The organism is Ignatzschineria sp. F8392, assembly GCF_002252045.1.
GTDB lineage: Bacteria > Pseudomonadota > Gammaproteobacteria > Cardiobacteriales > Wohlfahrtiimonadaceae > Ignatzschineria.
In genome coordinates this window covers 900417-923211 of record NZ_NEFF01000001.1, presented here as the reverse complement: position 1 = coordinate 923211, position 22795 = coordinate 900417, and the positions used below count along the sequence as shown (strand labels likewise).

At 41.3% G+C, this 22795-nt stretch carries 20 protein-coding genes; 7 read left to right on the top strand and 13 right to left on the bottom strand.

Going from position 1 to position 22795, the window contains the following annotated elements:
• Positions 1 to 51: 51 nt before the first annotated feature.
• The 5 genes from recJ to pssA all read right to left on the bottom strand — a co-directional run bounded on the left by recJ (position 52) and on the right by pssA (position 5241).
• A complete protein-coding gene (gene recJ / locus B9T19_RS04045) occupies positions 52 to 1779 on the bottom strand; it encodes a single-stranded-DNA-specific exonuclease RecJ (RefSeq protein ID WP_094567286.1) in 1728 nt (575 codons plus the stop codon).
• A 138-nt stretch (positions 1780 to 1917) separates the two neighbouring features.
• The gene (locus tag B9T19_RS04040; protein WP_094567285.1) at positions 1918 to 2160 is read right to left on the bottom strand and encodes a sulfurtransferase TusA family protein; all 243 of its coding nucleotides are present in this window, start codon (positions 2158 to 2160) and stop codon (positions 1918 to 1920) included.
• A gap of 183 nt (positions 2161 to 2343) precedes the next feature.
• Positions 2344 to 2865 (bottom strand): ribosomal protein S18-alanine N-acetyltransferase, encoded by a 522-nt coding sequence (gene rimI, locus B9T19_RS04035; RefSeq protein WP_094567284.1) that lies wholly within the window; start codon positions 2863 to 2865, stop codon positions 2344 to 2346.
• Between the two features lie 207 nt (positions 2866 to 3072).
• Positions 3073 to 4182 (bottom strand): uracil-DNA glycosylase, encoded by a 1110-nt coding sequence (locus B9T19_RS04030; protein WP_094567283.1) that lies wholly within the window; start codon positions 4180 to 4182, stop codon positions 3073 to 3075.
• Positions 4183 to 4404: 222 nt separating this feature from the next.
• A complete protein-coding gene (gene pssA / locus B9T19_RS04025; RefSeq protein WP_094567282.1) occupies positions 4405 to 5241 on the bottom strand; it encodes a CDP-diacylglycerol--serine O-phosphatidyltransferase in 837 nt (278 codons plus the stop codon).
• A 375-nt stretch (positions 5242 to 5616) separates the two neighbouring features.
• Here pssA and dfrI point away from each other — a divergent pair, with 375 nt between their 5' ends.
• From dfrI to B9T19_RS04005, 4 genes are all read left to right on the top strand, one after another.
• Positions 5617 to 6192 carry a trimethoprim-resistant dihydrofolate reductase DfrI gene (gene dfrI, locus B9T19_RS04020; protein WP_094567281.1) on the top strand — a complete coding sequence of 192 codons (576 nt, stop codon included), beginning with the start codon at positions 5617 to 5619 and terminating at the stop codon, positions 6190 to 6192.
• A gap of 50 nt (positions 6193 to 6242) precedes the next feature.
• Complete coding sequence (gene cysZ / locus B9T19_RS04015; protein WP_094567280.1) at positions 6243 to 7010, top strand: sulfate transporter CysZ; 768 nt, start codon at positions 6243 to 6245, stop codon at positions 7008 to 7010.
• A gap of 43 nt (positions 7011 to 7053) precedes the next feature.
• Entirely contained in the window at positions 7054 to 8301 is a 1248-nt protein-coding gene (locus tag B9T19_RS04010) for a DUF726 domain-containing protein (protein WP_094567279.1), read from the top strand.
• A gap of 79 nt (positions 8302 to 8380) precedes the next feature.
• Positions 8381 to 8896, top strand: coding sequence for a flavin reductase (locus B9T19_RS04005; protein WP_094567278.1), 516 nt, complete (start codon positions 8381 to 8383; stop codon positions 8894 to 8896).
• Between the two features lie 47 nt (positions 8897 to 8943).
• On the opposite strand, the gene B9T19_RS04000 is transcribed toward B9T19_RS04005, so the two are convergent.
• Both B9T19_RS04000 and uvrD read right to left on the bottom strand, forming a co-directional pair.
• A complete protein-coding gene (locus tag B9T19_RS04000) occupies positions 8944 to 9924 on the bottom strand; it encodes an MDR family oxidoreductase (RefSeq protein WP_094567277.1) in 981 nt (326 codons plus the stop codon).
• 545 nt (positions 9925 to 10469) lie between these two features.
• Entirely contained in the window at positions 10470 to 12671 is a 2202-nt protein-coding gene (uvrD, locus tag B9T19_RS03995; protein ID WP_094567276.1) for a DNA helicase II, read from the bottom strand.
• Between the two features lie 389 nt (positions 12672 to 13060).
• On the opposite strand from uvrD, the gene B9T19_RS03990 reads away from it, so the two are divergent.
• The gene (locus B9T19_RS03990) at positions 13061 to 13552 is read left to right on the top strand and encodes an acyl-CoA thioesterase (protein ID WP_094567275.1); all 492 of its coding nucleotides are present in this window, start codon (positions 13061 to 13063) and stop codon (positions 13550 to 13552) included.
• Between the two features lie 157 nt (positions 13553 to 13709).
• On the opposite strand, the gene B9T19_RS03985 is transcribed toward B9T19_RS03990, so the two are convergent.
• Positions 13710 to 14681 carry a hypothetical protein gene (locus tag B9T19_RS03985; RefSeq protein WP_094567274.1) on the bottom strand — a complete coding sequence of 324 codons (972 nt, stop codon included), beginning with the start codon at positions 14679 to 14681 and terminating at the stop codon, positions 13710 to 13712.
• A gap of 386 nt (positions 14682 to 15067) precedes the next feature.
• Positions 15068 to 16036 carry an EF-P lysine aminoacylase EpmA gene (gene epmA / locus B9T19_RS03980; RefSeq protein ID WP_233146782.1) on the bottom strand — a complete coding sequence of 323 codons (969 nt, stop codon included), beginning with the start codon at positions 16034 to 16036 and terminating at the stop codon, positions 15068 to 15070.
• A gap of 485 nt (positions 16037 to 16521) precedes the next feature.
• Between epmA and B9T19_RS03975 the strand changes: the two genes are divergently transcribed.
• Positions 16522 to 16734 carry a bacterioferritin-associated ferredoxin gene (locus B9T19_RS03975; protein WP_275665404.1) on the top strand — a complete coding sequence of 71 codons (213 nt, stop codon included), beginning with the start codon at positions 16522 to 16524 and terminating at the stop codon, positions 16732 to 16734.
• 525 nt (positions 16735 to 17259) lie between these two features.
• On the opposite strand, the gene bfr (B9T19_RS03970) is transcribed toward B9T19_RS03975, so the two are convergent.
• Entirely contained in the window at positions 17260 to 17733 is a 474-nt protein-coding gene (gene bfr / locus B9T19_RS03970) for a bacterioferritin (RefSeq protein ID WP_094567272.1), read from the bottom strand.
• A 139-nt stretch (positions 17734 to 17872) separates the two neighbouring features.
• The gene (gene bfr / locus B9T19_RS03965) at positions 17873 to 18340 is read right to left on the bottom strand and encodes a bacterioferritin (protein ID WP_094567271.1); all 468 of its coding nucleotides are present in this window, start codon (positions 18338 to 18340) and stop codon (positions 17873 to 17875) included.
• 461 nt (positions 18341 to 18801) lie between these two features.
• On the opposite strand from bfr (B9T19_RS03965), the gene B9T19_RS03960 reads away from it, so the two are divergent.
• On the top strand, positions 18802 to 20937 hold the full coding sequence (locus B9T19_RS03960) for a YgiQ family radical SAM protein (RefSeq protein WP_094567270.1): 2136 nt from the start codon (positions 18802 to 18804) through the stop codon (positions 20935 to 20937).
• Positions 20938 to 21023: 86 nt separating this feature from the next.
• On the opposite strand, the gene B9T19_RS03955 is transcribed toward B9T19_RS03960, so the two are convergent.
• Complete coding sequence (locus B9T19_RS03955; RefSeq protein WP_094567269.1) at positions 21024 to 22076, bottom strand: HNH endonuclease; 1053 nt, start codon at positions 22074 to 22076, stop codon at positions 21024 to 21026.
• A complete protein-coding gene (locus B9T19_RS03950) occupies positions 22076 to 22789 on the bottom strand; it encodes an OmpA family protein (RefSeq protein WP_094567268.1) in 714 nt (237 codons plus the stop codon). The genes B9T19_RS03955 and B9T19_RS03950 overlap by 1 nt, the downstream gene beginning before the upstream one ends.
• Positions 22790 to 22795: the final 6 nt, after the last annotated feature.

The following is a 22795-nucleotide window of genomic DNA, read 5'->3' as shown; positions in this document are numbered from 1 at the left end:
TATCATCCGTATCATCCGTATCATCCGTATCATCCGTATTTATTATTGCTATTATGCCACCGGCGTAAAGTAATCGATAATCAACTGTAGATTACGATTCCCTCGCCACTCATTAATGTCGAGCTTAAATGCACAATGAATCTCCCCAACATGATCCACTAATTGATGCGCTTGGAAGAAGGCCATTGCCTCAAAAGTCTCCCCATTTTCCGGCGCTCTTAGCGTAAATTTTAGGTGAGCTCCCTTGAGAATACGATAATCGAGCACTTCAAAGCGATCATCAAAGATCGGTTCGGGAAATTGCTGTCCCCATGGGAATGCTAACTTAATCTCATCGGCAAAGTGCAGATTGAAAGCCGTCGGTGGTAGTGGTCCATCACTGTAGATCTTTTGACTCAAAAGCGCCTCTTGATCCTCTCCATTCTGCGCTAAAAAGCGCTCGATCTCCTCTTCCATCGCCTTCTGGAAATGGGGGATATTCTCTTCCATTAAAGAGAGTCCTGCTGCCATTGCATGCCCCCCGAAAGTAACAATCAAGCCAGGATTATCTCGCGCAACATTGCTCATCAGATCTCGAAGATGAATGCCCCGAATAGAGCGCCCTGATCCTTTGACTAAGCCCTCATTATCATAAGCGAAGATAAAGGTGGGACGATAATATTGCTCTTTAATACGAGAAGCCACTATCCCGGTGATTCCTTGATGCCAAGATTGATCATAAAGACAGATCGAAAGTGGCAATGTTTGATCATCTAACGAGATCTCGTTGAGGATAAAATCAGCCGTTTCACGCATCTCTTGCTCAATTCGTTTACGCTCCTCATTCATACTAAAGAGCTCATGCGCAATAGCTCGCGCTTCTTCTGGGCTCTCCGTTAAAAGAAGCTCAATTCCCACCTGCATATTATCGAGTCGACCTGCAGCATTGAGAAGCGGAGCAAGCCCAAACCCAATATCACTGGTTGAAAGACGCGCTTGATTGCGATTAGAGACCTCAATTAACGCGGCAATCCCCGGAATTGTAATCCCTTGACGCATTCTTAAAAGTCCCTGCTGAGCAATTTTACGATTATTAGCATCAAGCGGGACCAAATCCGCCACCGTTCCTAGCGCAACAATATCGAGATATTTCCCCAACTTGGGAGCTGGATTTTGCCCAAAGTATCCCATTTTTTGCAATCTTGCCCGCACACTAGAGAGAAGATAGAAGATCACACCCACCCCGGCTAATGCTTTACTCGGGAATTGATCTCCCACTAAATTGGGATTGACGATGGCATTCGCGTTAGGAAGTCTCTCCGGTGGCAGATGGTGATCTGTAACAATGACATCAATCTCCTCTTCACGGGCAAGCGCAACGCCATCAATATTGGAGATGCCATTATCCACCGTAATCAGAAGATCGGGCGGATTACGTAAAATCTTACGCACTAGAGGTGTTGAAAGTCCATAACCATCTAAGATGCGATGCGGCACAGTATAGCGTACATGATGAGATCCAAACTCCCGTAAAATTCTCACGGCTAACGCAATACTTGTCGCACCATCGACATCATAGTCCCCTACAATTAAGATCTCTTTCTGCTTCAAAATCGCATCGACAACAATCGCTGTTGCCTCTTCTATATTGCTCAAGCTTTCAAAAGAGTGGAGCCCACGAAGGGAGAGATCGAGCTCTGCCGGATCCTCAATGGCTCTCTTTTTTAAGATCTCTTGAAGAAAGGGGGAATGTTGCGGTGCAATATGGGCGTGTTGGGGGGTTCTACGAATAATCTTCATGCGTTCTTTGGTCTTTAACCAATCAATACCTTAATTAACTTAATTAATGTTTAACGTTATTACTATTACTGATGCTTCTGATGCTTCTGATGCTTCTGATGCTTCTGATGCTTCTGATGCTTCTGATATTGAGCTCAATTATGCCTTTTCTATCAAGAAGATAAAGAGATCATCCCGCTTCTCAAAAGAGAGAAGTTGATGCTCTGTTCGTGCTAAATAGGCTTTAAAATCGATCTCTGCATGGGGATCTGTGGCATAGACCTCTAATCGATCCCCCTTCTCGGCACGCATCAATGCTTGCTTTGTCTTTAAGATCGGCATGGGACAGTTTAATCCTTTCAGATCGAGCTGGATAACTGCTTTTTCATGACTCTCACTCATTATTAATCCTCTACTTTTAACGCGTTTAGTAATTTAACTCACTTGTAAACGAGTCTTATAAAGTTCTCTTATAGACTCATTAATGCTACTCATCGGTATTCATTACTGATATTGATCACCGACATTGATCATCGATATTGATCACCGATTGCTAGCGATGCTTCTATCTCTATGCTCCTATCTCTATGCTTCTAAATTGAAATTAAAGATTGCCGTTGGAAAAGTATAAGCCATCACAATCGCATCTTCCCGTCCATTGATATTACAAGGATAGTACCCTTTCCGCAGACCGACTTGATTAAATCCGATCCGATCATAGAGCCGGCGCGCAGGTTCATTCCCGGCACGGACCTCTAAAAAGAGTGTTGCCAACTTCTCTTTCTCCCCTAATTTTAAGATCGCATCGAGGAGATAGTATCCTAATCGCTTTCCATGATATTGCGGATCAACTGTAATGTGGAGCAGATGCCCTTCATCTAATACAATAGAGACAAAGGCATAACCGATTACGATCTCTTCATCAAGAAGAAGTTTTAAGCGAATCACCTTCTGCTGAAAGACGGCAAGTAGCTGCTCTCTACTCCAAGGGACAGGATAGGCTCTCTGCTCAATTTCAACAATACGCTCTAAATCTTCTACTGTTGCCGGCACAATTGATAGGCGTGCAAATAGTGCGGCAATCTCCTCTTCTCTTCTCTTTTCCATCTCTCCTCCCTAATAAGATACTTCTGATGAGTATCTTGATCTTTACAGCATCTTTAATCGCTCTTATCAGCTCTTATCAGCTCTTATCAGAGTTATTAAAGATCATCAAAGTTATTAAAGATCATCAAAGTTATCAAAAGTGCAGAATAACGTCTCTTAAAACTGCTTGGCTACAGAATCGCTCTGTTGATATTACTCATTGAATCGTCATAGCATACGATTTGAGCAAGAATATTGCCGGTGTAAAAATTTCACATCTTGCCAAAAGTTCGCTTTTAAACGGGAATTTCGCGCATAAACTTTAGGTGAATGGGAGATCACTGCCGGAATAGTAACCCCGTCAAAGGTCAATTGATGGGGTGTTAAACGGAGTGACTCAAAGGGAAGCTCACTCTGGAGAAGAAATTTAACGCAATTTCGTCCTAGAAGAAAGATCACCTTCGGCTGTAATGCCAAAATCTCCTGCCGTAAGATAGCATAGCAGGCATGCCACTCACTCTCTTCCACATCGCGTAATTCAGGCGGCCGACACTTAATAAAAGGGGTAATATAGAGCTCTTCAACCTTAAAGCCGACACGAGTGAGGGCCTGATAGAAGAAGGACTCATCCGCGCGATCTAAGACTAACCCCTGATACATCTCCTCTTTTAGCGGAATATCTGTAATCACCATGACGGGCGCATCGGGATATTGTCGCGGTAATGTCGCTTGATGTCGGGATTGTGAAAACTCACACCCCCGGCACTGCTGAATACTCTCGGCAAATTGTGGCGAATAAATAGAGGCATCTGCCGGAAATTGATAGGGAGTTGAGGTAAATGGCCCTCTCACTGCAATCTTCTCTGGCGCTCTTGGTGCAACCTCTACCTGAAAAGATTGTTGTGGTGCAATACGCTCTCTTGAAACATTGAGATCAGTCGTATTTTGCACCGTTTCCTGTAGCGGCATCCCCTCCCTCTGTGAGGCTTGGGGCGATAATGACTCCGATAATGACTCCGATAATGATTCAGTTATTAGAGGCTGCTCTGCCCCGCCGGAATGTGACGCCGGCACTTTATCGACCAGATGCCCCCCTGCCATTCCCGCCACAGATCGCTGATCAGGCATTTTTCCAGAAGGCCGTTCATCAAAGAGAGAAGCCATCTGATCTTGTAAGCGTATACGCCCCTCTTTCGGCGCTCTCACTAATGGGGCGCCATTCCCCCTTTGTGGTGCTTTTTCCTGCTGAAGATGCGCTTGAATTATAGGGAGATCCTCCTGCTTACACCAGGCTTGAATCCCCAACAGCTTCAGATATTCAGCTTGTCTGGTATCCATCTCTCCTACTCCCTATCAAAAAAGAGATGAGGCCCTATCGACCTCATCTGACCCATTAAAATTTTAATAACCTATAAAACAACATTAGATAATCACAGCGCTAGATAACCGATAATATATAGACCGAATATAGAGTGATGTCTCATTATCTAATTGCCTAATTAGCTAGTTGCCTAGTTGACCAATCAACCAATCTACTAATCGGTCAATCGACTAATAATGCTAACGTTGTCTTGCTGCTTTTGGCTGGCTCTTGAGTTGCTTTCTCTTACGAAAACGGAAGATCCCATAAACAGGACCTGATAATCCATAAAGAAGTAATACAATAAAGATCGACTCCCCTGGGAAGCGTACCACACAGACCGCTAAGATTCCTAAAGCTAAAACAAGTAGGACCCAAAAGAAGAAAGGAACGGGATTTTGAAAACGGAGATCCTTAAAGCTAAAGAACTTAATATTAGTCACCATCATCAAGCCGGCATAGAGCGTCAATACTAAAGCGGCATAATCTTTCCATGGTGTCTCTAAACCCACATTTTCTCCAAACCAGACAAGACCGACCACGATTGCCGCAGCTGTTGGGCTTGGCATTCCCACAAAGAAACGCTTATCCACCTTACCAATCTGCACATTAAAGCGTGCTAAACGAAGCGCCGCACATGCAAGATAGATGTAGGCGACAAACCAAGAGATCCCGCCAATAATATTGAAATGGCTCTCTTTTAATGCCCAAAGATAGATAATCAGTGCTGGGGCAATTCCAAAGGAGATCAGATCTGATAAAGAATCATATTGCTCGCCAAATGCACTAGAGCTATTGGTCATTCGGGCAACGCGACCATCTAAACCATCGAAGATCATCGCAATAAAGACCAAGATAGCTGCTTGCGTAAAGGTTTGGGGCGAATCTCCCGTATGAGCACCATAATAGGCATCTAATGCCATTAAAATTGCAGAGAAACCGCAGAGCATCGAAGCAGTGGTAATCAAGTTAGGTAATACATAGATCGCATTGCTCTTTTTATGAGGCGCTTTGTTACTCTCTTTCTGTTCAATCATTTTTATCAACACCTAAAATAAGTAGGACGATATTATAGCACCCCTCACTATTTAATTAAGCGTAAGTTGCAGGGAAGTTGTCTATTATCTATTTCTTAAAATAACCAAAGAAGTGTAATAGCTAGAGTTGAAGGATGGAACGAATCTCTCTCATTACTCAACTAGGAGCTGATTGAGACTTAATGGGGACAATTTTTTAGAATCGACTTATCTAATCAGAGGATACTTTAAAAGAAATTCCCCTATAATAGGAAGAAAATAAGAGAAAAGAGGTGATAGAAATTGACCTTAACATCAACATTAACATTAACATCAGCATTAATTATTAACACCAACATTCATAAATAATGAATGAAATAGTGAAGTGAGTATTCAATGAATCAAAACAGAGACGACCATAATCGTGCAACAGATAGAGAAAAAACAGCAGAGAAAAGAGGAGAAAACCAGTGCATCATCTCCCTTATTTTAGCAATGGCAGATAATGGCACAATTGGTGATAAAAATGCCCTACCATGGCATCTTCCTAATGATCTGCAATTTTTTAAAAAGAGCACTATGGGAAAGCCGATTGTTATGGGCCGAAAAACTTACCAATCGATCGGCCGGCCACTTCCCGGCAGAACCAATGTAGTAATCTCACGCTCTTTAGAGGAAGATGCGCTCCCTGGCTGCCTAATCTACCCTGATCTTTCAGTAGCGATAGAGGCATTAAAGAGAGCGCATCACGCCCAAGAGATTATGATTATGGGGGGTGCGCAGATCTATAAAGCAGCGCTTCCCCTAATGGATCGACTCTATCTCACCCATGTACATGCCAATATCGAAGGGGATACCCAGATGCCTCCCTTTGATTTTAGCCATGCAACCCTCATCTTTGAAGAGAAGCATCATAAAGATGAGAAGAACCGATATGATTACACCTTTGAGATTTGGGACTTCCAAAAATAGTAAGAGCAAGAGCAAGAATAGGAACAAGGCAACAAAAAGGAGCAATATAGATGAGTCAGAAAGAGATCAATCGAAATAGAAGAGATCGAAGTAGAAAAACAGGCCTTCACTACTTCTTAGAGGGTTTTTCCATCATGATGCAGCCGGGCTTGAAACGTTTTGTCTTTCTCCCGATTGTTGTCAATATCTTTATTCTTGGAGGTGCTTTTATCTGGCTCTACTTCCAGATCGATGGTTGGATCGCCGCAATTTTAGATTATCTCCCTAACTGGCTTCATTGGCTCCACTTTATCCTCTGGCCACTTATCCTCTTCTCGATCGTACTCGTTTTTGGGTATTTTTTTAGTACTATCGCCAACATTATCGCCTCCCCTTTCAATAGCCTACTGGCCGAAAAGGTAGAAGAAGAGCGATCTGGCGTGCCGGCAGCTGATCTCTCATGGGCCGCTTTTGCTAAAGATATACCGAGAATGATCCATCGAGAATTGGTTCGCTTAGGTTACTATCTCCCCCGTGCGCTTCTAATCTTAGTGCTCTCCTTCATTCCCGTTATCAATATCGCCGCGCCGGTACTTTGGTTTGTTTTTGCTTCTTGGATGATGGTGATTCAATATTGTGATTACGCTTTTGATAACCATAAGATCTCTTTTCCTGACATGAAGAATCGCCTTGGGAAGGATCGCCTCTTCAACCTCCCCTTTGGCGCTTTAGTCTCACTCTTAACGATGATTCCTATTATCAATCTCTTTATTATGCCCGCAGCTGTCTGTGGAGCAACAGCAATGTGGGTCGACCGATATCGCGCAGATTATTGTTAATGGATAGATTTAGGGATAAGTAATTGTTAAATGGGGATGAGAGATGAAGCGAGATTCAAGCCGGAAAGATAAACGGAAAATTGATCATAAAACCTATAAGGTGCAGCAGAAAGAGACAATTGAGAAGGAACTTGAAGAGGCAGAAATAGCAGAGATGTTAGAGAATCGTTACTGCTCATGGTGCCTCAATAAGAGAGATCATCAACTGATAGAGGCTCATCGCTTACGTAGAAGCATCTATCAATGTGCTGAATGTGGCAATTACACCGTACAGTGCCGATTTTGCGACAATATGGCTAAAGGGGCTGATAAGAAGAGTTTTGGGAAACTCTTTTCTTGGGATAATGAGCGCTGCGCAGAACATGATGGTTCGATTATTCGCTTTGCACCGCTCGATCCCCCACTTAAAGATATTACCGAATATAAACGATTACTCTCCCTTGAGAATAAAAGCTACAGTTTTGGGGCGACGATCGGCAAACACCTTCTTAGTGAATATTTTACCGATGATGAACGCTTTGAAATTATTCGATTGAGTAAATCATCCCCAAAAAGTGGGAAAGAGGAGAGATCAGCATCTCAAAATAGAGCTCACCGCGCAATTGTGATTAATGGGTTTCTAAAAGAGCACGATAAAATTTTTGAAGATTGGTGCCGTGCTTTTGAGCTTATTCCCGATAATATTGAGATCTATGGCTTAACATGGGCTTCGAAAAATATCCAAGATATTGCGAGCTCATTTCTCTCCCCAAAACTGGGGAATATCTTCTCTAAAAAACTTTTTTTAGCACAACTTGCCTATAGCGCCATTACCAACCCGTGGCATGTCTCGATGAAGAAAGCTGCAGATACCGGGGAGATTTTAGGAAATATCCTCTATCAATGTAAAGAGGGGCCTTACACCCTAATTGCACACTCTTTAGGTTGCCGTGTTATCTTCTATGCACTTGAGCTTCTCAAATACCATCCTGAAATTAAGATCAATAATGTGATTCTTTTAGGGGGAGCGGTCGATAATAATGCTCAAGAGTGGGAAGATTTAACAGCCGCTATTAGTGGCAAGATCTACAATTGCCACTCTATTCACGATGCAACGCTCCATACCACTTACGCAATTGCCAATATCAAACTGAGTAGACCGATTGGTTACTACCCTATTGAGAGCGATAGTGAGCGAATTATTAATATTGATTGCAGCGATATTATCAAAGCACACACAGCATGGAAGGATCATTACCCAGAGGTCTATCAACGTATTATTAGCAAGACCGATCTCAATTCCCCCACATAACAGGAAGATCGCTTCTCCACTTTTCAAACCTTGGAGAAAGCGCTAGAATCAATGGTTCACTACAGGAGGGAATAATAGAATGAAAGAGATAGTGATTGATCACCATCAAGATATTAAGAAGAGCTTTAGAGATGCCATGGCACAACTCGGTGCCGGGGTTAACATTATCACGACAAATGGCACAATGGGACGATGTGGCTTAACGGCAACAGCGGTTGTCTCCATCACTGATACACCTCCGACAATGCTTGTCTCTATCAATCAAAATAGTGCCAGCAACGCCGCCTTTAAAGCTCACAATCGTATGGCAGTCAATATCTTAAGCGCTGAACAACAAGAAGCGGCAGAATATTTTGGTGGTATGCATCCTGTCTCAATGGAAGAGCGTTTTGAGCGCTTTGAGTTTACAGAAGGACCTTCTGATCTGCCTCTGCTTAAGGGAGCTTTAGCTAATTTAGAGGGGCGCGTCACTGCAACTTATGAAGTTGGTACTCACACTCTCTTTATCCTTGAACTCGATTATATGGCAATTAGTGATGACCAGAATGCAGGACTTCTCTATTTCAATCGCCAATTTCGCCAGATTGATAAATAGCTCATCCTGCACCTATCATTTCAGATCAATACTACGCTAAATCTACGCTAAATTTTAACAACATACCGCCCCCGAATTTGACCGGCAATCATCTTCTTAGCGGTAGGTATCGCCTCTTGCAAAGTGATCTCTTCAACCTGCGAGCGAATCTCTGCGCTACGAATATTCTCACTCAAGAGCTTCCACGCTTTGAGTCGTGCCGATCGGGGTGCCATTACACTATCAATACCGGCAAGTGTGACACCACGCAGAATAAAAGGTGCCACACTTCCAGGAAGATCCATTCCACGCGCTAAACCGCAAGCGGCAACAACACCACCATATTGAATCTGCGCACAGATATTAACGAGCGGGATCGAGCCTAAAACATCAATCGCACCTTGGTATTGCCCCTTCTGTAGTACGCGCCCTGCCTCATAATAGCTTCGCGCATCTTCAACTCGTTTAGCCCCAATCTGAGTAAAAAACTCCGGTTGATCTATTTTCGAAGTGAGCGCTACCGTCTCAAAACCTAAGCGAGAGAGAAGCATTATTGCAACCATGCCGACACCGCCTGTTGCGCCTGAAACAAGAATCTCTCCCCCTTCCGGCGTTAAACCTAACTCTAATAATCGTGCAGCTGAAAGCGCCGCAGTATATCCCGCTGTCCCAAATGCCATTACATCAAAAGAGGTATAGTTTTCGGGCAGATGTAAAAGCTGTTCTCCCTTAAGATAAGCTCTCTCACTTAAGCCGCCATAATGACTCTCACCTAAACCTAATCCATTGATAAATACCTGATCTCCTACCTTTACCGCATCTGACCGGCTCTCTAAAACACGGCCTGCAAGATCAATCCCGGGAATCATTGGGAAACGACGAGCAATTTTGCCCTGATGGGTGATTGCTAACGCATCTTTGTAATTTAAAGTTGAATATTCAACCTCAATTAAGGTATCACCCTCTTCTTGATAGAGCTCATCGAGCGAGATTGATGCGAGAGAACAACTAAAGTCAGGGGTGTCTTGTAGATAGAGCGCTTGAAACATCTTTTACTCCTTATTTTATTCTTTGTACTTGGTACCTAGTACTAGGTGACCTAGCATTAGGTGTCTTGTACTTTGTAATTTGTAGCTTGTAGCTTATGGCTTGTGGCTTGTGGCTTGTACTTTATTTCTTAATCATTCTGATTTAGGGTAGACCCATCTTTAACAAAAGTAAATAAAATGCGCTCTATTAACATCACTTTTAAGACAAAAAAAACTGGTTCTAACGTAACGTTAAAACCAGTAAAATATTAGGCATATCCATTCAAATAAACATTTAATAGACGAAATGCATTGATGATTTGAACTTGTTATTGCCTACTACTAGGGAATGAGTAATAGTCTAACTGAGCTTTCACTTTACACTATTGATATAAAGCAAGTTTCCACCTCTAGTAACATGATCTATATCATATTCCCTCTCTTCTAAAAAGAATAGACAATAAAAGTATAGAAATAGTTTACATAAATATTACAAATTCATAATAAATAGCTGTAAAACTTTTACAAAGCGCTTACAAAGCGTTTACAAAACCTCTATAAATTATTTATAAAATCTTTAAATTAGCAAAGCTTAAAACTAAAACCTTACGCCCTGATTCGGAAAATTCTACGATCACTCGGGTGCTTGCGCCAACGCCCTCAAACCCTTGAATCACACCATCACCAAATTTGGGGTGAGAGACAAATTGACCAATCTTATATCCATCAATATTATCTTCAAACTGCTCTCGCTTCCCAGCCTTACTACTAGGTAATGCTTGTCGAATCGCAATCGCTGGACCGATCATCTCAACAAGATGAGAGGGGATATCTCGGATAAAACGGGAAGGTGGCATCCGGAGCGTCTTACCATAGATCATCCGCTGCTCTGCTCCTAAAAGGTAGAGAACCTTTTCTGCCCGAGTAATGCCAACATATGCCAATCGGCGCTCCTCTTCTAAACGATCAGCCTCTTGAATTGAAGCATCACTGGGGAACATGCCATCTTCCATCCCCACTAAAAAGACGATGGGAAACTCCAAGCCTTTTGAGGCATGAAGCGTCATCAATTGAATCGAATCCTCCCCCTCTTCCGCCTGCGCATCACTAGAATCGAGTGATGTCTGCCCCATAAAGGCATCGAGTTGCTCTCTTGTTGTTAAAGATTGAATATCCACAGGATCATCACTAAAAGCTAACTCCACCTGGTCACTCATCATAAAGTACTCTGCTGCTGTAATGAGCTCATTGAGGTTATCGATCCGATCTTCTCCTCGATTGAGTGGCTCCTTCTTATATTGTGCTTTTAATCCACTCTGCTCAATGGCGTAAGCAAAGAATTGATCGAGCTTCATCTCATCTACTTTTAGCATAAGATCATGAATCTGCTCACTATAAGCGAGAAGAACGTTATGCGCTCTAGTGGTCAGTTGCTGCCCCTCAAGAAGATGCTGCATCGACTCCCAAAGAGAGATTCTCTGCTGTGCGGCATATTCTCGAATCATCTCAATCGTCGCTTGCCCAATTCCTTTTGGCGGTGTAGTCATACTGCGTTCAAGCGAGACATCATCGTTGGGATTTACCACCATGCGCAGATAAGCCATAATATCTTTGATCTCCGCACGATCGAAGAAGCGTAGACCACCATAGACTCGATAAGGGATCTGTCCACGTAGTAAAAGCTCCTCAAAGAGTCGAGATTGCGCATTTGAGCGGTATAGAATTGCAATATCCGATTTCTGATATCCCTCTTTTAACCGCTCTTTAATCGTCTCTACAACAAAGCGCGCCTCATCATAACCATCGGTTCCGCGATAGAGAATGATCGGTTGTGTCGATTCATTATCGGTCCAGAGACGCTTCTCTAAGCGGGTATCATTCTTCTCAATAACATGGTTTGCCGCCTCTAAGATCGCCTTAGTAGAGCGGTAATTCTGTTCTAATCGAACAGTTGTTACCCCCTCAAAATGCGTATCGAAATGGAGAATATTCTCCACTTTTGCGCCTCGCCAGCCATAAATTGACTGATCATCATCCCCTACAACAAAGAGATTATGATGCTTGCCGGAGAGTAGCTGTAACCAAGCATATTGCACACTATTGGTATCTTGAAACTCATCGACTAAGACAAACTTAAAGCGCTCTTGATAGTGGTTTAAGATTGCTTGATGAGTTCGAAGGAGCTCTACTGTTCTTAAAAGTATCTCTGAAAAATCAACGAGCCCCGACTGTTCACACAGTGTCTGGTAATCGTGATAGAGCTGAACAAGATTTTTTGTAAAAGCATCATTATAGACCTCGATATGTTGCGCTCGACGCCCCTCCTCTTTATGCCCATTAATAAAATTGGCTAGCACGCGTGGCTGATAGAGCTTCTCATCTAAGCCCCTTGCCCGAATAACGCGACGACAGAGACGCACCTGGTCATCACTATCGAGAATTTGAAAGTTTTCAATCAGCCCTGCATCGCGATGATGGAGCCGTAAAATACGATGACAGAGAGAGTGAAAGGTCCCTATCCACATCCCCCTTAATGAAAACTTTAGCGTATCCTCTAATCGCGTACGCATCTCAAATGCTGCCTTATTGGTAAAGGTAACAGCTAAAATGCCAAAGGGTTCTGCCTGCTCAGTCTCTAATAGCCAAGCGATTCTAGAGATTAAAACACGCGTCTTACCCGAACCTGCACCTGCCAATACGCGAACAGGCCCAAGCGGTGCAGTCACTGCTTCATATTGACTCTCATTTAATTGTTCTAAATAACTCATTTATCTTGCCGGAATAATTTATCGTGATATAAATAAAGGTAGAGTTGATTAAAGTTAGTTGATATCAATTGATTGGGTCTGATCAAAACCGATCGAGCTAATTCAGCCGATTTAGCTGACTAAGCTGACTATATTGATAAGTCTAATGATCCCTTAATGATAGGTTTTCAATAAAATTATTAATAAAAGCTACAAGTCTGCTTATAGAATAACAAAGGGACTCAAACAATTTTATTAGCAATATTCTCGCTAACACTCATTAACTTCTGTAATCACTCTTATAAAAAGAATAAGTGGGTTTGATACTAATTGATACTGTATGATTTCAGCTGACCCACTATAATAGAGAGCAATTATACCTTTTATTGATTTCAAATGAGATAGGAAAAATGATTGATACAAAAACACCCACACGTGAACTCAGTATGACTGTCTTAATGACACCGGATATGGTTAACTTTTCAGGAAATATTCATGGGGGCAATATTCTTAAGCTCCTCGACCAAGTCGCCTATGCTTGCGCGAGCCAATATGCGGGATCCTATGTTGTTACCCTTTCGGTCGATAAAGTGGTCTTTAAACAACCCATCTATGTTCAAGAGCTTGTTACATTTCATGCAAACGTCAACTATGTTGGGCGCACTTCTATGGAGATCGGTATCCGTGTTGAAGCCAAAAACATTAAGACTCGTGAAGTACGCCACACAAATAGCTGCTATTTCACTATGGTTGCGATCAATGATAATGGCACACCGACCCCCGTACCAAAATTAGAGATTCGTAATCGCACCGATCAACGCCGTTTTGATAATGCGGTGCTTCGCCTCAACTCTCGCTTAGCATTTGATAAAGCGCAGATCAAAGAGGAAGATGAAGAGTAACTTCTAGACTGAGTCTTAGATTCATCAATCTTATCGATTATCTCAGCTAGCACTATTGCAATGCTTTTGAAAACCTAGACAGAGAGATCTGTTTAGGTTTTATTTTATTAAGCCTCTGATTGACTTTCTTATTGATTTTATTATTGATGTTCTATTACTAAGCTGACTCATACTCTTCATGAGAAATCTTTGGTGCTAATAACCAATTGAATGGGAAGATCGAGGCAAGACCGACTGCAACAACTATCGTTACAAGCGTCAGAAAGAGTGCTACCGGCAATGTTAAAGCAATTTGAGAGTGTGCTAACGCAGTTAAAACAATCACACAGATAATAGGATGGATCAGATAGACCCCCAAAGCCTTAGGTGCAACGCTCTCTAAAAAGGCAAGATAACGGATACCATAGATAATCACCATGCCAAACATGCCTAAAAGTGACATAAAGAGTAGATAATAGATAATCGCCTCTTGTAGAGGAAGATGGTAGAGCGTTCTAAATGAGAGAGGATGAGGATAGTGGATAAAACCAAAATAGGCGGAAGCTAAACCAATCGCTAATAGAAGGAGTGGAAAATAGATAGGTGCAGAGCGCCAGCGATGAATCGCTTCATGAGTGATGCGGCGACCTAGAAAGAAGATGGGAAAATAAGCAACAATAGAGAAGAGCCCTGAATAAGGTAGTCCATAGAAGAAGGCAGTAAATCCGATGATGGAGAAGATAATCATCGTTATGACAGGATGATGGCGTAATTCTGCATGCATCTTACTAAAACCCTGCCAGAGCGGAACGGCAATAATAAACCAGACGCCATCGAGCGGCTCGATAAAAAACTTCAAAAGCGAAAACTCCCCAGCAATTATTGCCGGGATCGTATTAATCAATTGAAAACCACTGCAGGTGATAATAGCGGGAATCATCGCCTTTTTAATCTCTTTCAATGAGATATCTTGCGTCAAATAGGCAGCAATAAAGACAAACATTGGGATTAAAAATGTATCGAGTGTAAAGACAATCCCATCAAGAACCCTACTCTCCGGTGTGACGCGCACTAAAAAGTAGCTCAACACAATAAGATTACTCAATATAAAGCGCAATGTTTGCCAAAAGGGCTTCGGCGCATCCACCATCCTCTCACCTCGTCTCTCAGTTTCCCAAGTTTTAGATCTACAACTATTTAAGTGGTTTTCGATCTTCCAACCGGCAACCTCTCTTTAAAATAACCTCTCAAGATTATACCCAATTATGATTAAGAATATCTGATCATGATAACTATTGATGATCATTAACTTTCAATCATTAATTCTTAAGAGGATTCGTTGAAAGGCGGGAGCCAACTATCTTGCTCTTTTCACCACTGCATGCCCGCAGGTCAGCATCGATGACGCCCATGCCGGGAAAATTTCTGGTAATCGAGTCATTGCCAACTGCCGGCACGTAATTTCTGGAAAAACGCGATAGTGAGATCCGGCAGCGTTCAGCCTATTTATTTCAATAGATAATTACCCAAATAACCTTATGATTGCTCAAAACCGAAGGCTTGCACATCGGCAATATCTTCCTTGCCCCAGATCGCCATCAGTAGACGATCAACCCCTAAAGCAACACCACTACAGAATGGTAGCTGATCTAAACTCTCCAAAAGAAGCTGATCGATCGGAACAGTATCGTATCCAATCTGTTGGCGCAGACTATTTTCTGCCTCAAAGCGAGCTCTCTGCTCCTGACTCTCTGTTAATTCCTCATAACCATTTGCCAGTTCTAATCCCTGCCAGTAAGTTTCAAATCGTTTTCCAACGAGATTTCCATCATCATCTGTAACAATCTTCGCTAGTGAAGCTTGAGTTGCCGGATAATGATAGAGAAAAGTGACACTATTTCGATCAAATTGTGGCTCTAAGAGATGAGAGACAATAAGATCAAGCGCTTCATCCCGATCTCTTGGCGTAAAAGTCAAAGAGAGATCTTTAGATTCAATAAATTCTATTAATGCTTCAAGTGTCATTGAGAAGGGATCGATCCCTAAAAATTTCTGAAAAGCCGCTTGATAACTATAAGATTCTCGCTCAAGATCCTTCCCACTTAAAATACGAATAAGGCGATAAACCTCCTCCATGAGGATCTCTAGATCAAATCCTTCTCGATACCACTCTAGCATCGTAAATTCTGGATTATGGCGATGACTCAACTCCCCATCTCGAAAAACCTTACCTAAATAGTAACAAGATCCAGAACCTGCCGCTAAAAGGCGCTTCATATGATATTCAGGAGAAGTGATTAGATAAGTTTCGCAATGATGAAGCTTTCCAGGCCCGGTATAACAAGACTTAAAGTTAAGTAGCGCAGGATCAGGATTGCCAAATTGACTCATAATCGGGGTATCAACCTCAACCACCTCCTCTAAGAAGAAGTAATCGCGAATGGTACGAAACAGCTCACCCCGTTGCCACAATTTATCTCGTAAACTCTTAATCTCTCTACTCAATGTTTAGCTCCCTTTCTAGCATAAAATCTACTTTAACTTATTGAGATCTTTATCAGCTTTATCGACGCTTGCACTCTTCAAGTTAATAATATTGCATTAATAAATATGACATTAACAATATTACACTTTGTCGACAATAGCCGATTAAAACCTCGATAAAATGCCGATTATCACGATCTCATTAAAACCTTCCCTCATAATATAGTGCATATTTTTTCTAACTTTGATCTTTTCACTCATTTTATTCATTTTTCTTTCGAAAAGAATCGATAACAAAAGAAAGCCCCAACATTAGTTTAACGATTTCGATCTCACTACCTCCTGCAACTATCGTGATTTAACGACTCTCCTACCTCACTTACTGCCTTGCACTCATCACTGCTCCCTCTTCGAATAATTTTATTCTCAAATCGCACTATTTACTACTTGCAAATAAGAATAATTATTATTAGTATGTAGAAAGCGATCATCGATAAGAGGAATTAATGATGTATATTTGTCTTTGCAATGGGATTACTGATAAAGCAATTGTTGAAGCTGTCGAAAATGGCGTAACAACGTTTGAAGCACTCCAAGCGCAGCTAGGTGTTGCAACAGGGTGTGGTTCATGTGCCGATATTGCTAGAAGTCTATTGCCGGGAGAAGCATCTCCTCAATCGACCCATAACCCCATCCCCCAGGCTTATGAGTTACGATAGTTATCACGAAATTTGTCGATACAATCAACAAACATCTCGCTCTATCAGAACTTACAAAAGAGCGTTTCAAAAATTACAAAAAAAAATCTCAGAGAATTGATTAAATCCTCTGAGATTTTTAATTATGACTCTCAAACTCATCACTACTCTCAATAACAACTATCAATCATTACTATCAATAATAATTGAGCGTTGCAGATAGAGTATTGATAAATTATAACTGAGCGATAATCTTAACCATTTTAACCATTTTTGAAACCATCTTTATTTAGATATTTTCATTTTAGATCGTTGATAGGCTCTTCTATTTATTGAATGGAGAAATGGAGACTAAATAGAGGATCTCTACCAACGATTAACTCTGTCAACGATTAAATTATCGATTACCGCTCAACTTATGTCACATATGATGCCAAACTCAATCCCTCATTGAGTCATCGATAATAATGAGGGATCAAGGCCATGAGATGATGAGATTAGCCGTCTATCAATGATCTCATCAAATCTAGTGCATAAAATTGAGCGCTACTTCTTCTCAATTAACTGCTGAAGATAGATCTCTAAGCCTAATACCTCGATATTCTCTCTCTCAGTCTCAAGCCAATCGATATACTCTTCACTCTCATCGAGAAGTCCCTCTAAAAGCTCACGCGAGACATAATCTTGCACCTCTTCTAAGTGGGCAATCGCCTCAACTAAAACCGCTCGCTTCTGATATTCACGATCGAGATCACATTTTAAGATCTCAGGAACATCCTCTCCGATTAGTAATTTTCCTAACTCTTGTAAATTAGGTAACCCTTCAAGCAGAAGAATACGCTCAATAAGATCATCTGATTCTTTCATATCTTGAATCGATTTCTTATAGACCGGATGACCCAATCCTTCAAAGCCCCAATTTTTTAAGATGCGTGCATGCAAAAAATATTGGTTAATAGAGATTAAGTATTGCCCTAAGACCTTATTGAGTTGCAACAAGACAGAACGTTCAACTTTCATATGATTTACCCCAATTTCTAAAAATAGATATTGATCTTTTAAAGATTGATTCTCTAGGTTTGTTAAATCAATTCCCTAAGATTCAATCTTAAAAGATCCTAATAGATCGCTATCACCTTAAAATCGGTCTTAAGCGATCTTAAGCGATCTCATTTTGAAGATAGAGTGGTAGACCAATAGTCTTAATAAGACGAAGTTGTTTCTCTAACCAGTGAGCATGATCCTCTTCTGTATCTTTCAACTGCTCAACTAACATCTCACGTGTAACATAATCTTGCTTCTCTTCACAGAGCGCAATACCTTTCTTCAATGCTTCACGCACTGACAGTTCAAGGTTGAGATCGCTCTGAAGCATCTCTTCAACTGTCGAGCCGATATGGATCACGTCCGGCACCATTTTAGGAGTACCTTCTAACATCAAGATACGCTCAATGATCTTCTTCGCGTGCTCAGTTTCATCATCCATCTCATGGAAGATACGCTCAAATAACTTCTGATATCCCCATTCGTTATACATAGTTGCATGGATGAAATATTGATCTCTTGCTGCTAATTCACCGGCAAGTAGAACATTTAGGTAATCGATAACGTCGCTATTTCCTTTCATTTTATATTCCCTCTTTATTATTGAAATTATTGAATCGGACGATCGCTACAACTCAATGCAACGACTTAACTTACGTAACAGTATAACAACTATTTCCCACATTACGAATTGAGAGAAACCTCTTTAATCAATAAGTTACAAACAGAAATGATTTACAAATAACGATGAGTGATACTCCAAAATTTTGAATAAAAAAACCCTATTAAAACAGATAGATAGCTAAAGTTTGAGATAAAAATCGCTCGTAAATAGTAATATCTCTTAAAGCAGAATCGCTCCACCTCGCCCTTTTTGATCAAAATTTAACCAATACTTTCACACAATATTTCTCTATCACTTACCCTATTTTCTTGGATATTAAGCAATAAAAGGGTATTATCGAGCCCATCTATGACCGCTCTTACCGCCACTTTCAGGCGATAACCGGTCAGTATCAATCCTTTACTTATATAGGTTTTACTATGCGACAATATGACGGCGTTAAACCGCTCTTCTCCTATCGAAAATATTGGGCTCATCGTTTTGGTACGGCGCCATTTCTTCCTACAACACGAGAAGAGATGGATCTTCTCGGTTGGGATAGTTGCGATATTATCTTTGTCACAGGCGATAGTTATATCGATCACCCAAGCTTTGGTACTGCAATCTTAGGCCGCTTGCTAGAAGCGCAAGGTTTTCGTGTCGGAGTGATCTCTCAACCCGATTGGCGCTCGCTCGATGATTTTATGCGCTTAGGAGCGCCGAATCTCTACTTTGCAGTTAACTCCGGTAATATGGACTCTATGGTCAATCACTATACGGCAGATCGTAAAGTTCGCCGAAATGATGCCTACACTGCCGGAGATGTGAATGGTAAACGCCCTGATCGAGCGGTGATTGTCTATAGTCAAAAGGTAAGAGAAGCGTATCGCGATATTCCGATTGTTATCGGTGGAATTGAGGCCTCTCTTCGCCGAGTTGCTCATTATGATTATTGGTCAGAGACGATTCGTCGCTCTATTTTAGTCGATAGCGCAGCTGATCTTCTCCTCTTTGGCAACGGTGAACGCTCTATTGTGGAGCTAAGCCACCGTCTTGCTGCCGGTGAAAAGATTACGGATATTACCGATATTCGTGGCTCTGCCCTTATTCGCCCTCATGGAAAACACCATTTTGGGCGCCATGAACTCGATTCTACTCACTTTGATCATGTGGGTAAGATTGATCCTTATATCAATCCTTACGGAACCATCACAAGTCGTGATTGCGAAACCAATGTCGCCCTTGAAGCGCCAACACAAGATCAAGCAAAATCGACCCTCAAGAGCGAAAATATTAGCCGAACCGATCTCACCATTCGTCTACCTAGCTTTGAAGATGTCACAGAAACAGCGGCGCTCTATGCTCATGCTAGTCGTATTTTACACCTTGAAACCAATCCTTTTAATGCGCGCCCGATGGTGCAGCAACATGGGGATCTTGATGTTTGGATCAACCCGCCACCAATCCCTCTCTCGACCAAAGAGATGGATGCCGTTTACGCACTTCCCTTTGAACGAGCACCACATCCTAGCTATGGTGATGCCCATATTCCGGCATGGGAGATGATCAAGCACTCCGTTAGTATTATGCGGGGCTGTTTTGGCGGTTGTACCTTTTGTTCAATCACAGAGCATGAAGGACGCATTATCCAGAGCCGCTCTGAAGCTTCTATCTTAGCAGAGGTGAAAGAGATTCGAGATCGCAGCCCCGACTTTAAAGGCTATATCTCAGACCTTGGTGGTCCTACCGCCAATATGTATCGCTTAGCGTGTAAAGACCCTAATATTGAGAAGCATTGCCGTAAACTCTCCTGTGTCTATCCTGGTATTTGTCAAAATCTCAATACAGATCACAAGCCCCTTATCGATCTCTATAAAAAAGCACGAGAAATTGAGGGTATTAAGCGTATCCATATCGCTTCCGGCGTTCGCTACGATCTTGCCGCGCAATCGCCAGAATATATTAAAGAGCTGGTAACACATCATGTGGGCGGATATCTTAAAATCGCCCCGGAGCATACGGAGGAAGGCCCGCTTTCGAAGATGATGAAACCATCCATGAAAGCGTATGAGGATTTTAAAACACTCTTTGAAAAATACTCTCGCGAAGCAGGAAAAGAGCAATATCTGATCCCCTACTTTATCGCAGCTCACCCCGGAACTAGTGATGAAGATATGCTCAACCTAGCACTCTGGTTAAAAAAGCATGATCTACGAGCAGATCAAGTCCAAGCCTTTATGCCGACACCGATGTCAGTGGCAACGGCAATGTACTACTCTGAACGGAATCCTCTCAAGCCGATTCGTCGTAATTCTGAACATGTAGGAACGGCAAAGAGCCTCAAACGCCGGCAACTTCATAAAGCTTTCCTGCGCTATCATGATCCCAATAATTGGCCTCAGCTGCGTCAAGCACTACGCTATATGGGAAGAGGTGATCTGATCGGTTCCGGCAAAGAGGCTTTAGTGCCGGCAGAGAGCCATAAAGAGCGCCGTCAGCGTCAACATCAACGTGGTAAACAGTTCACCACTAATTACCAAGGCATTCCGAGAAGACGCGGAAAACGGGAGCGATAATATAAAATATAATAAGCTGAGCATAGGCATTACATAACTGCCTATGCTTCAATCTTTTCAACAATCAAAAATCGTTAAAACCAATTTTATAAATGATCTCCTGGTTGATCCACATGCCATTGAGATAAATTTACTTGCTCTAATGCTATAGCTCTCTTTTTATTAGGCCAAGCAATATCTAGATATTTCCCATCTTCCTCTATACCCAAGGTCGGAGCTTCCATTCCATTTTTTCTTAAAATACCTAGCTCCCCTATCAATGCTGGGTCTGCAAACTTTAAAACTTGATCCCAACTTAAATTAGAACTAATAATTCCTTGTTCCTTACGAAGTCTTGTAATAGTTTTCATATCACTATGTTTGACATAAAGTAACCCATCATGCTCTCTGCGATGACAATCGGCACATAAGACCTCTAAGTTATTTACCGAATTATCACTTTTAACCCCATTAATATGATGCACATGGCATAAGTTTTTTTTCTCAAAAAGATTCACTTTACATTTTTGACAAGTATATCGATGTAATTCTCTAATTGTCTTAGAGATTTGAGGCCAGTCATCACTGTATCCAACCTTCACTTTTTCATTATAGTGAGGCATGAATTTAAAGAAGGAACTATAGGTAGCAAAAAACTCGGTAAGACTAAAGTTTTCTGCCACACTTTTTTTCTTTGCAGAATCAAGTCTTGATTGCTGATAATTAAGTAGAGTCAAACAGTTTTGGCAAACATATAGCCTAGCTTGGGCATCAGGCTTTCCATTCGCACCTATAGTAAAAGAACCACTTAAATTGGCCGTTGCAATATAACGTTGATATCTTTTTCTACTCATCATCTGCTCTAATGTTTTACAATTCGCAACATGAAATTTATTTCCATTCTTCCCATCTATTAAAGCCCGTTCATAAATATTCCCATAAGAGTGATCTTTTATATAAAGTAATATTTGCCTACCTTTATAAGACAACAATCCACCTGTAACCTCAACTTCATTGGCTGATATTGAAATTCCCTCACCTAAATCAATATCAATAGGTTCAAATAAAGTGTCCACTGACTCTAAAGTGAAATTTACATCTTGTTTACCAATAATATTGGCTAACTTTTTTAATTGACTAAAATCTACAACTATTTTCATCACTCATTCGCCACAATTTTTCTGATTTGATTTTCTGCATTAGTCATGACTTTAAAGCTTACGCGACGAGACTTTTCTTCATCTTCTTTTCCTGAATCATCAAATACTAAATGCGCCGAGGAGTAGCCAACTGCTGCAAACTTATCTTTAATCCAAAATCTATTGCTATCTATTTCAGGTAACAAATAAACATATTGTAGTACTGAACGGGTTCTTCCTTGAGATAACTCCATGTTATTAAAATATGCTTCTTCCACCGTACTTGATGTTCCCCAGGCAGAACTAGTATGCCCCTCTATTCTAATTTCAGCGATATTATCCTTAAAGTTACTTATCACCATTAAATAGCGTGGGAAAAAATCATTTAAAATTTCTTTAAATTGAGGCTTAAGATCTATTTTTCCGGTATCAAATAAAACCTCTGGCGAATTAAAACGAAACTCTAAAGTATGCTTATCAATATCAGCATCCCATATAGACAAATCATCCTCGAATTCATTTTGAAGAGCTTCATAAAGTGCTACCTGACTATTTTGATACATTACTGCAACTTCTTTGATTTTATCTCTTTCAACTTTAATGTATTGCATAAAAGCTATAGATATTAGTAGAAACACCATCATTAATCCTGCCATCAAGTCAGACATAGAGATCCAATGATCTCCATGCTGCATTGATTTCTTAGACTTAGGTTTTCCAAATATTTTTTGCATCTCAGA

Excerpts from the sequence above, each read along its gene's own strand:
- recJ (WP_094567286.1), bottom strand. The coding sequence starts at position 1,779 with ATGAAGATTATTCGTAGAACCCCCCAACACGCCCATATTGCACCGCAA.
- B9T19_RS04040 (WP_094567285.1), bottom strand. The coding sequence starts at position 2,160 with ATGAGTGAGAGTCATGAAAAAGCAGTTATCCAGCTCGATCTGAAAGGA.
- rimI (WP_094567284.1), bottom strand. The coding sequence starts at position 2,865 with ATGGAAAAGAGAAGAGAAGAGGAGATTGCCGCACTATTTGCACGCCTA.
- B9T19_RS04030 (WP_094567283.1), bottom strand. The coding sequence starts at position 4,182 with ATGGATACCAGACAAGCTGAATATCTGAAGCTGTTGGGGATTCAAGCC.
- pssA (WP_094567282.1), bottom strand. The coding sequence starts at position 5,241 with ATGATTGAACAGAAAGAGAGTAACAAAGCGCCTCATAAAAAGAGCAAT.
- dfrI (WP_094567281.1), top strand. The coding sequence starts at position 5,617 with ATGAATCAAAACAGAGACGACCATAATCGTGCAACAGATAGAGAAAAA.
- cysZ (WP_094567280.1), top strand. The coding sequence starts at position 6,243 with ATGAGTCAGAAAGAGATCAATCGAAATAGAAGAGATCGAAGTAGAAAA.
- B9T19_RS04010 (WP_094567279.1), top strand. The coding sequence starts at position 7,054 with ATGAAGCGAGATTCAAGCCGGAAAGATAAACGGAAAATTGATCATAAA.
- B9T19_RS04005 (WP_094567278.1), top strand. The coding sequence starts at position 8,381 with ATGAAAGAGATAGTGATTGATCACCATCAAGATATTAAGAAGAGCTTT.
- B9T19_RS04000 (WP_094567277.1), bottom strand. The coding sequence starts at position 9,924 with ATGTTTCAAGCGCTCTATCTACAAGACACCCCTGACTTTAGTTGTTCT.
- uvrD (WP_094567276.1), bottom strand. The coding sequence starts at position 12,671 with ATGAGTTATTTAGAACAATTAAATGAGAGTCAATATGAAGCAGTGACT.
- B9T19_RS03990 (WP_094567275.1), top strand. The coding sequence starts at position 13,061 with ATGATTGATACAAAAACACCCACACGTGAACTCAGTATGACTGTCTTA.
- B9T19_RS03985 (WP_094567274.1), bottom strand. The coding sequence starts at position 14,681 with ATGGTGGATGCGCCGAAGCCCTTTTGGCAAACATTGCGCTTTATATTG.
- B9T19_RS03975 (WP_275665404.1), top strand. The coding sequence starts at position 16,522 with ATGATGTATATTTGTCTTTGCAATGGGATTACTGATAAAGCAATTGTT.
- bfr (WP_094567272.1), bottom strand. The coding sequence starts at position 17,733 with ATGAAAGTTGAACGTTCTGTCTTGTTGCAACTCAATAAGGTCTTAGGG.
- bfr (WP_094567271.1), bottom strand. The coding sequence starts at position 18,340 with ATGAAAGGAAATAGCGACGTTATCGATTACCTAAATGTTCTACTTGCC.
- B9T19_RS03960 (WP_094567270.1), top strand. The coding sequence starts at position 18,802 with ATGCGACAATATGACGGCGTTAAACCGCTCTTCTCCTATCGAAAATAT.
- B9T19_RS03955 (WP_094567269.1), bottom strand. The coding sequence starts at position 22,076 with ATGAAAATAGTTGTAGATTTTAGTCAATTAAAAAAGTTAGCCAATATT.
- B9T19_RS03950 (WP_094567268.1), bottom strand. The coding sequence starts at position 22,789 with ATGCAAAAAATATTTGGAAAACCTAAGTCTAAGAAATCAATGCAGCAT.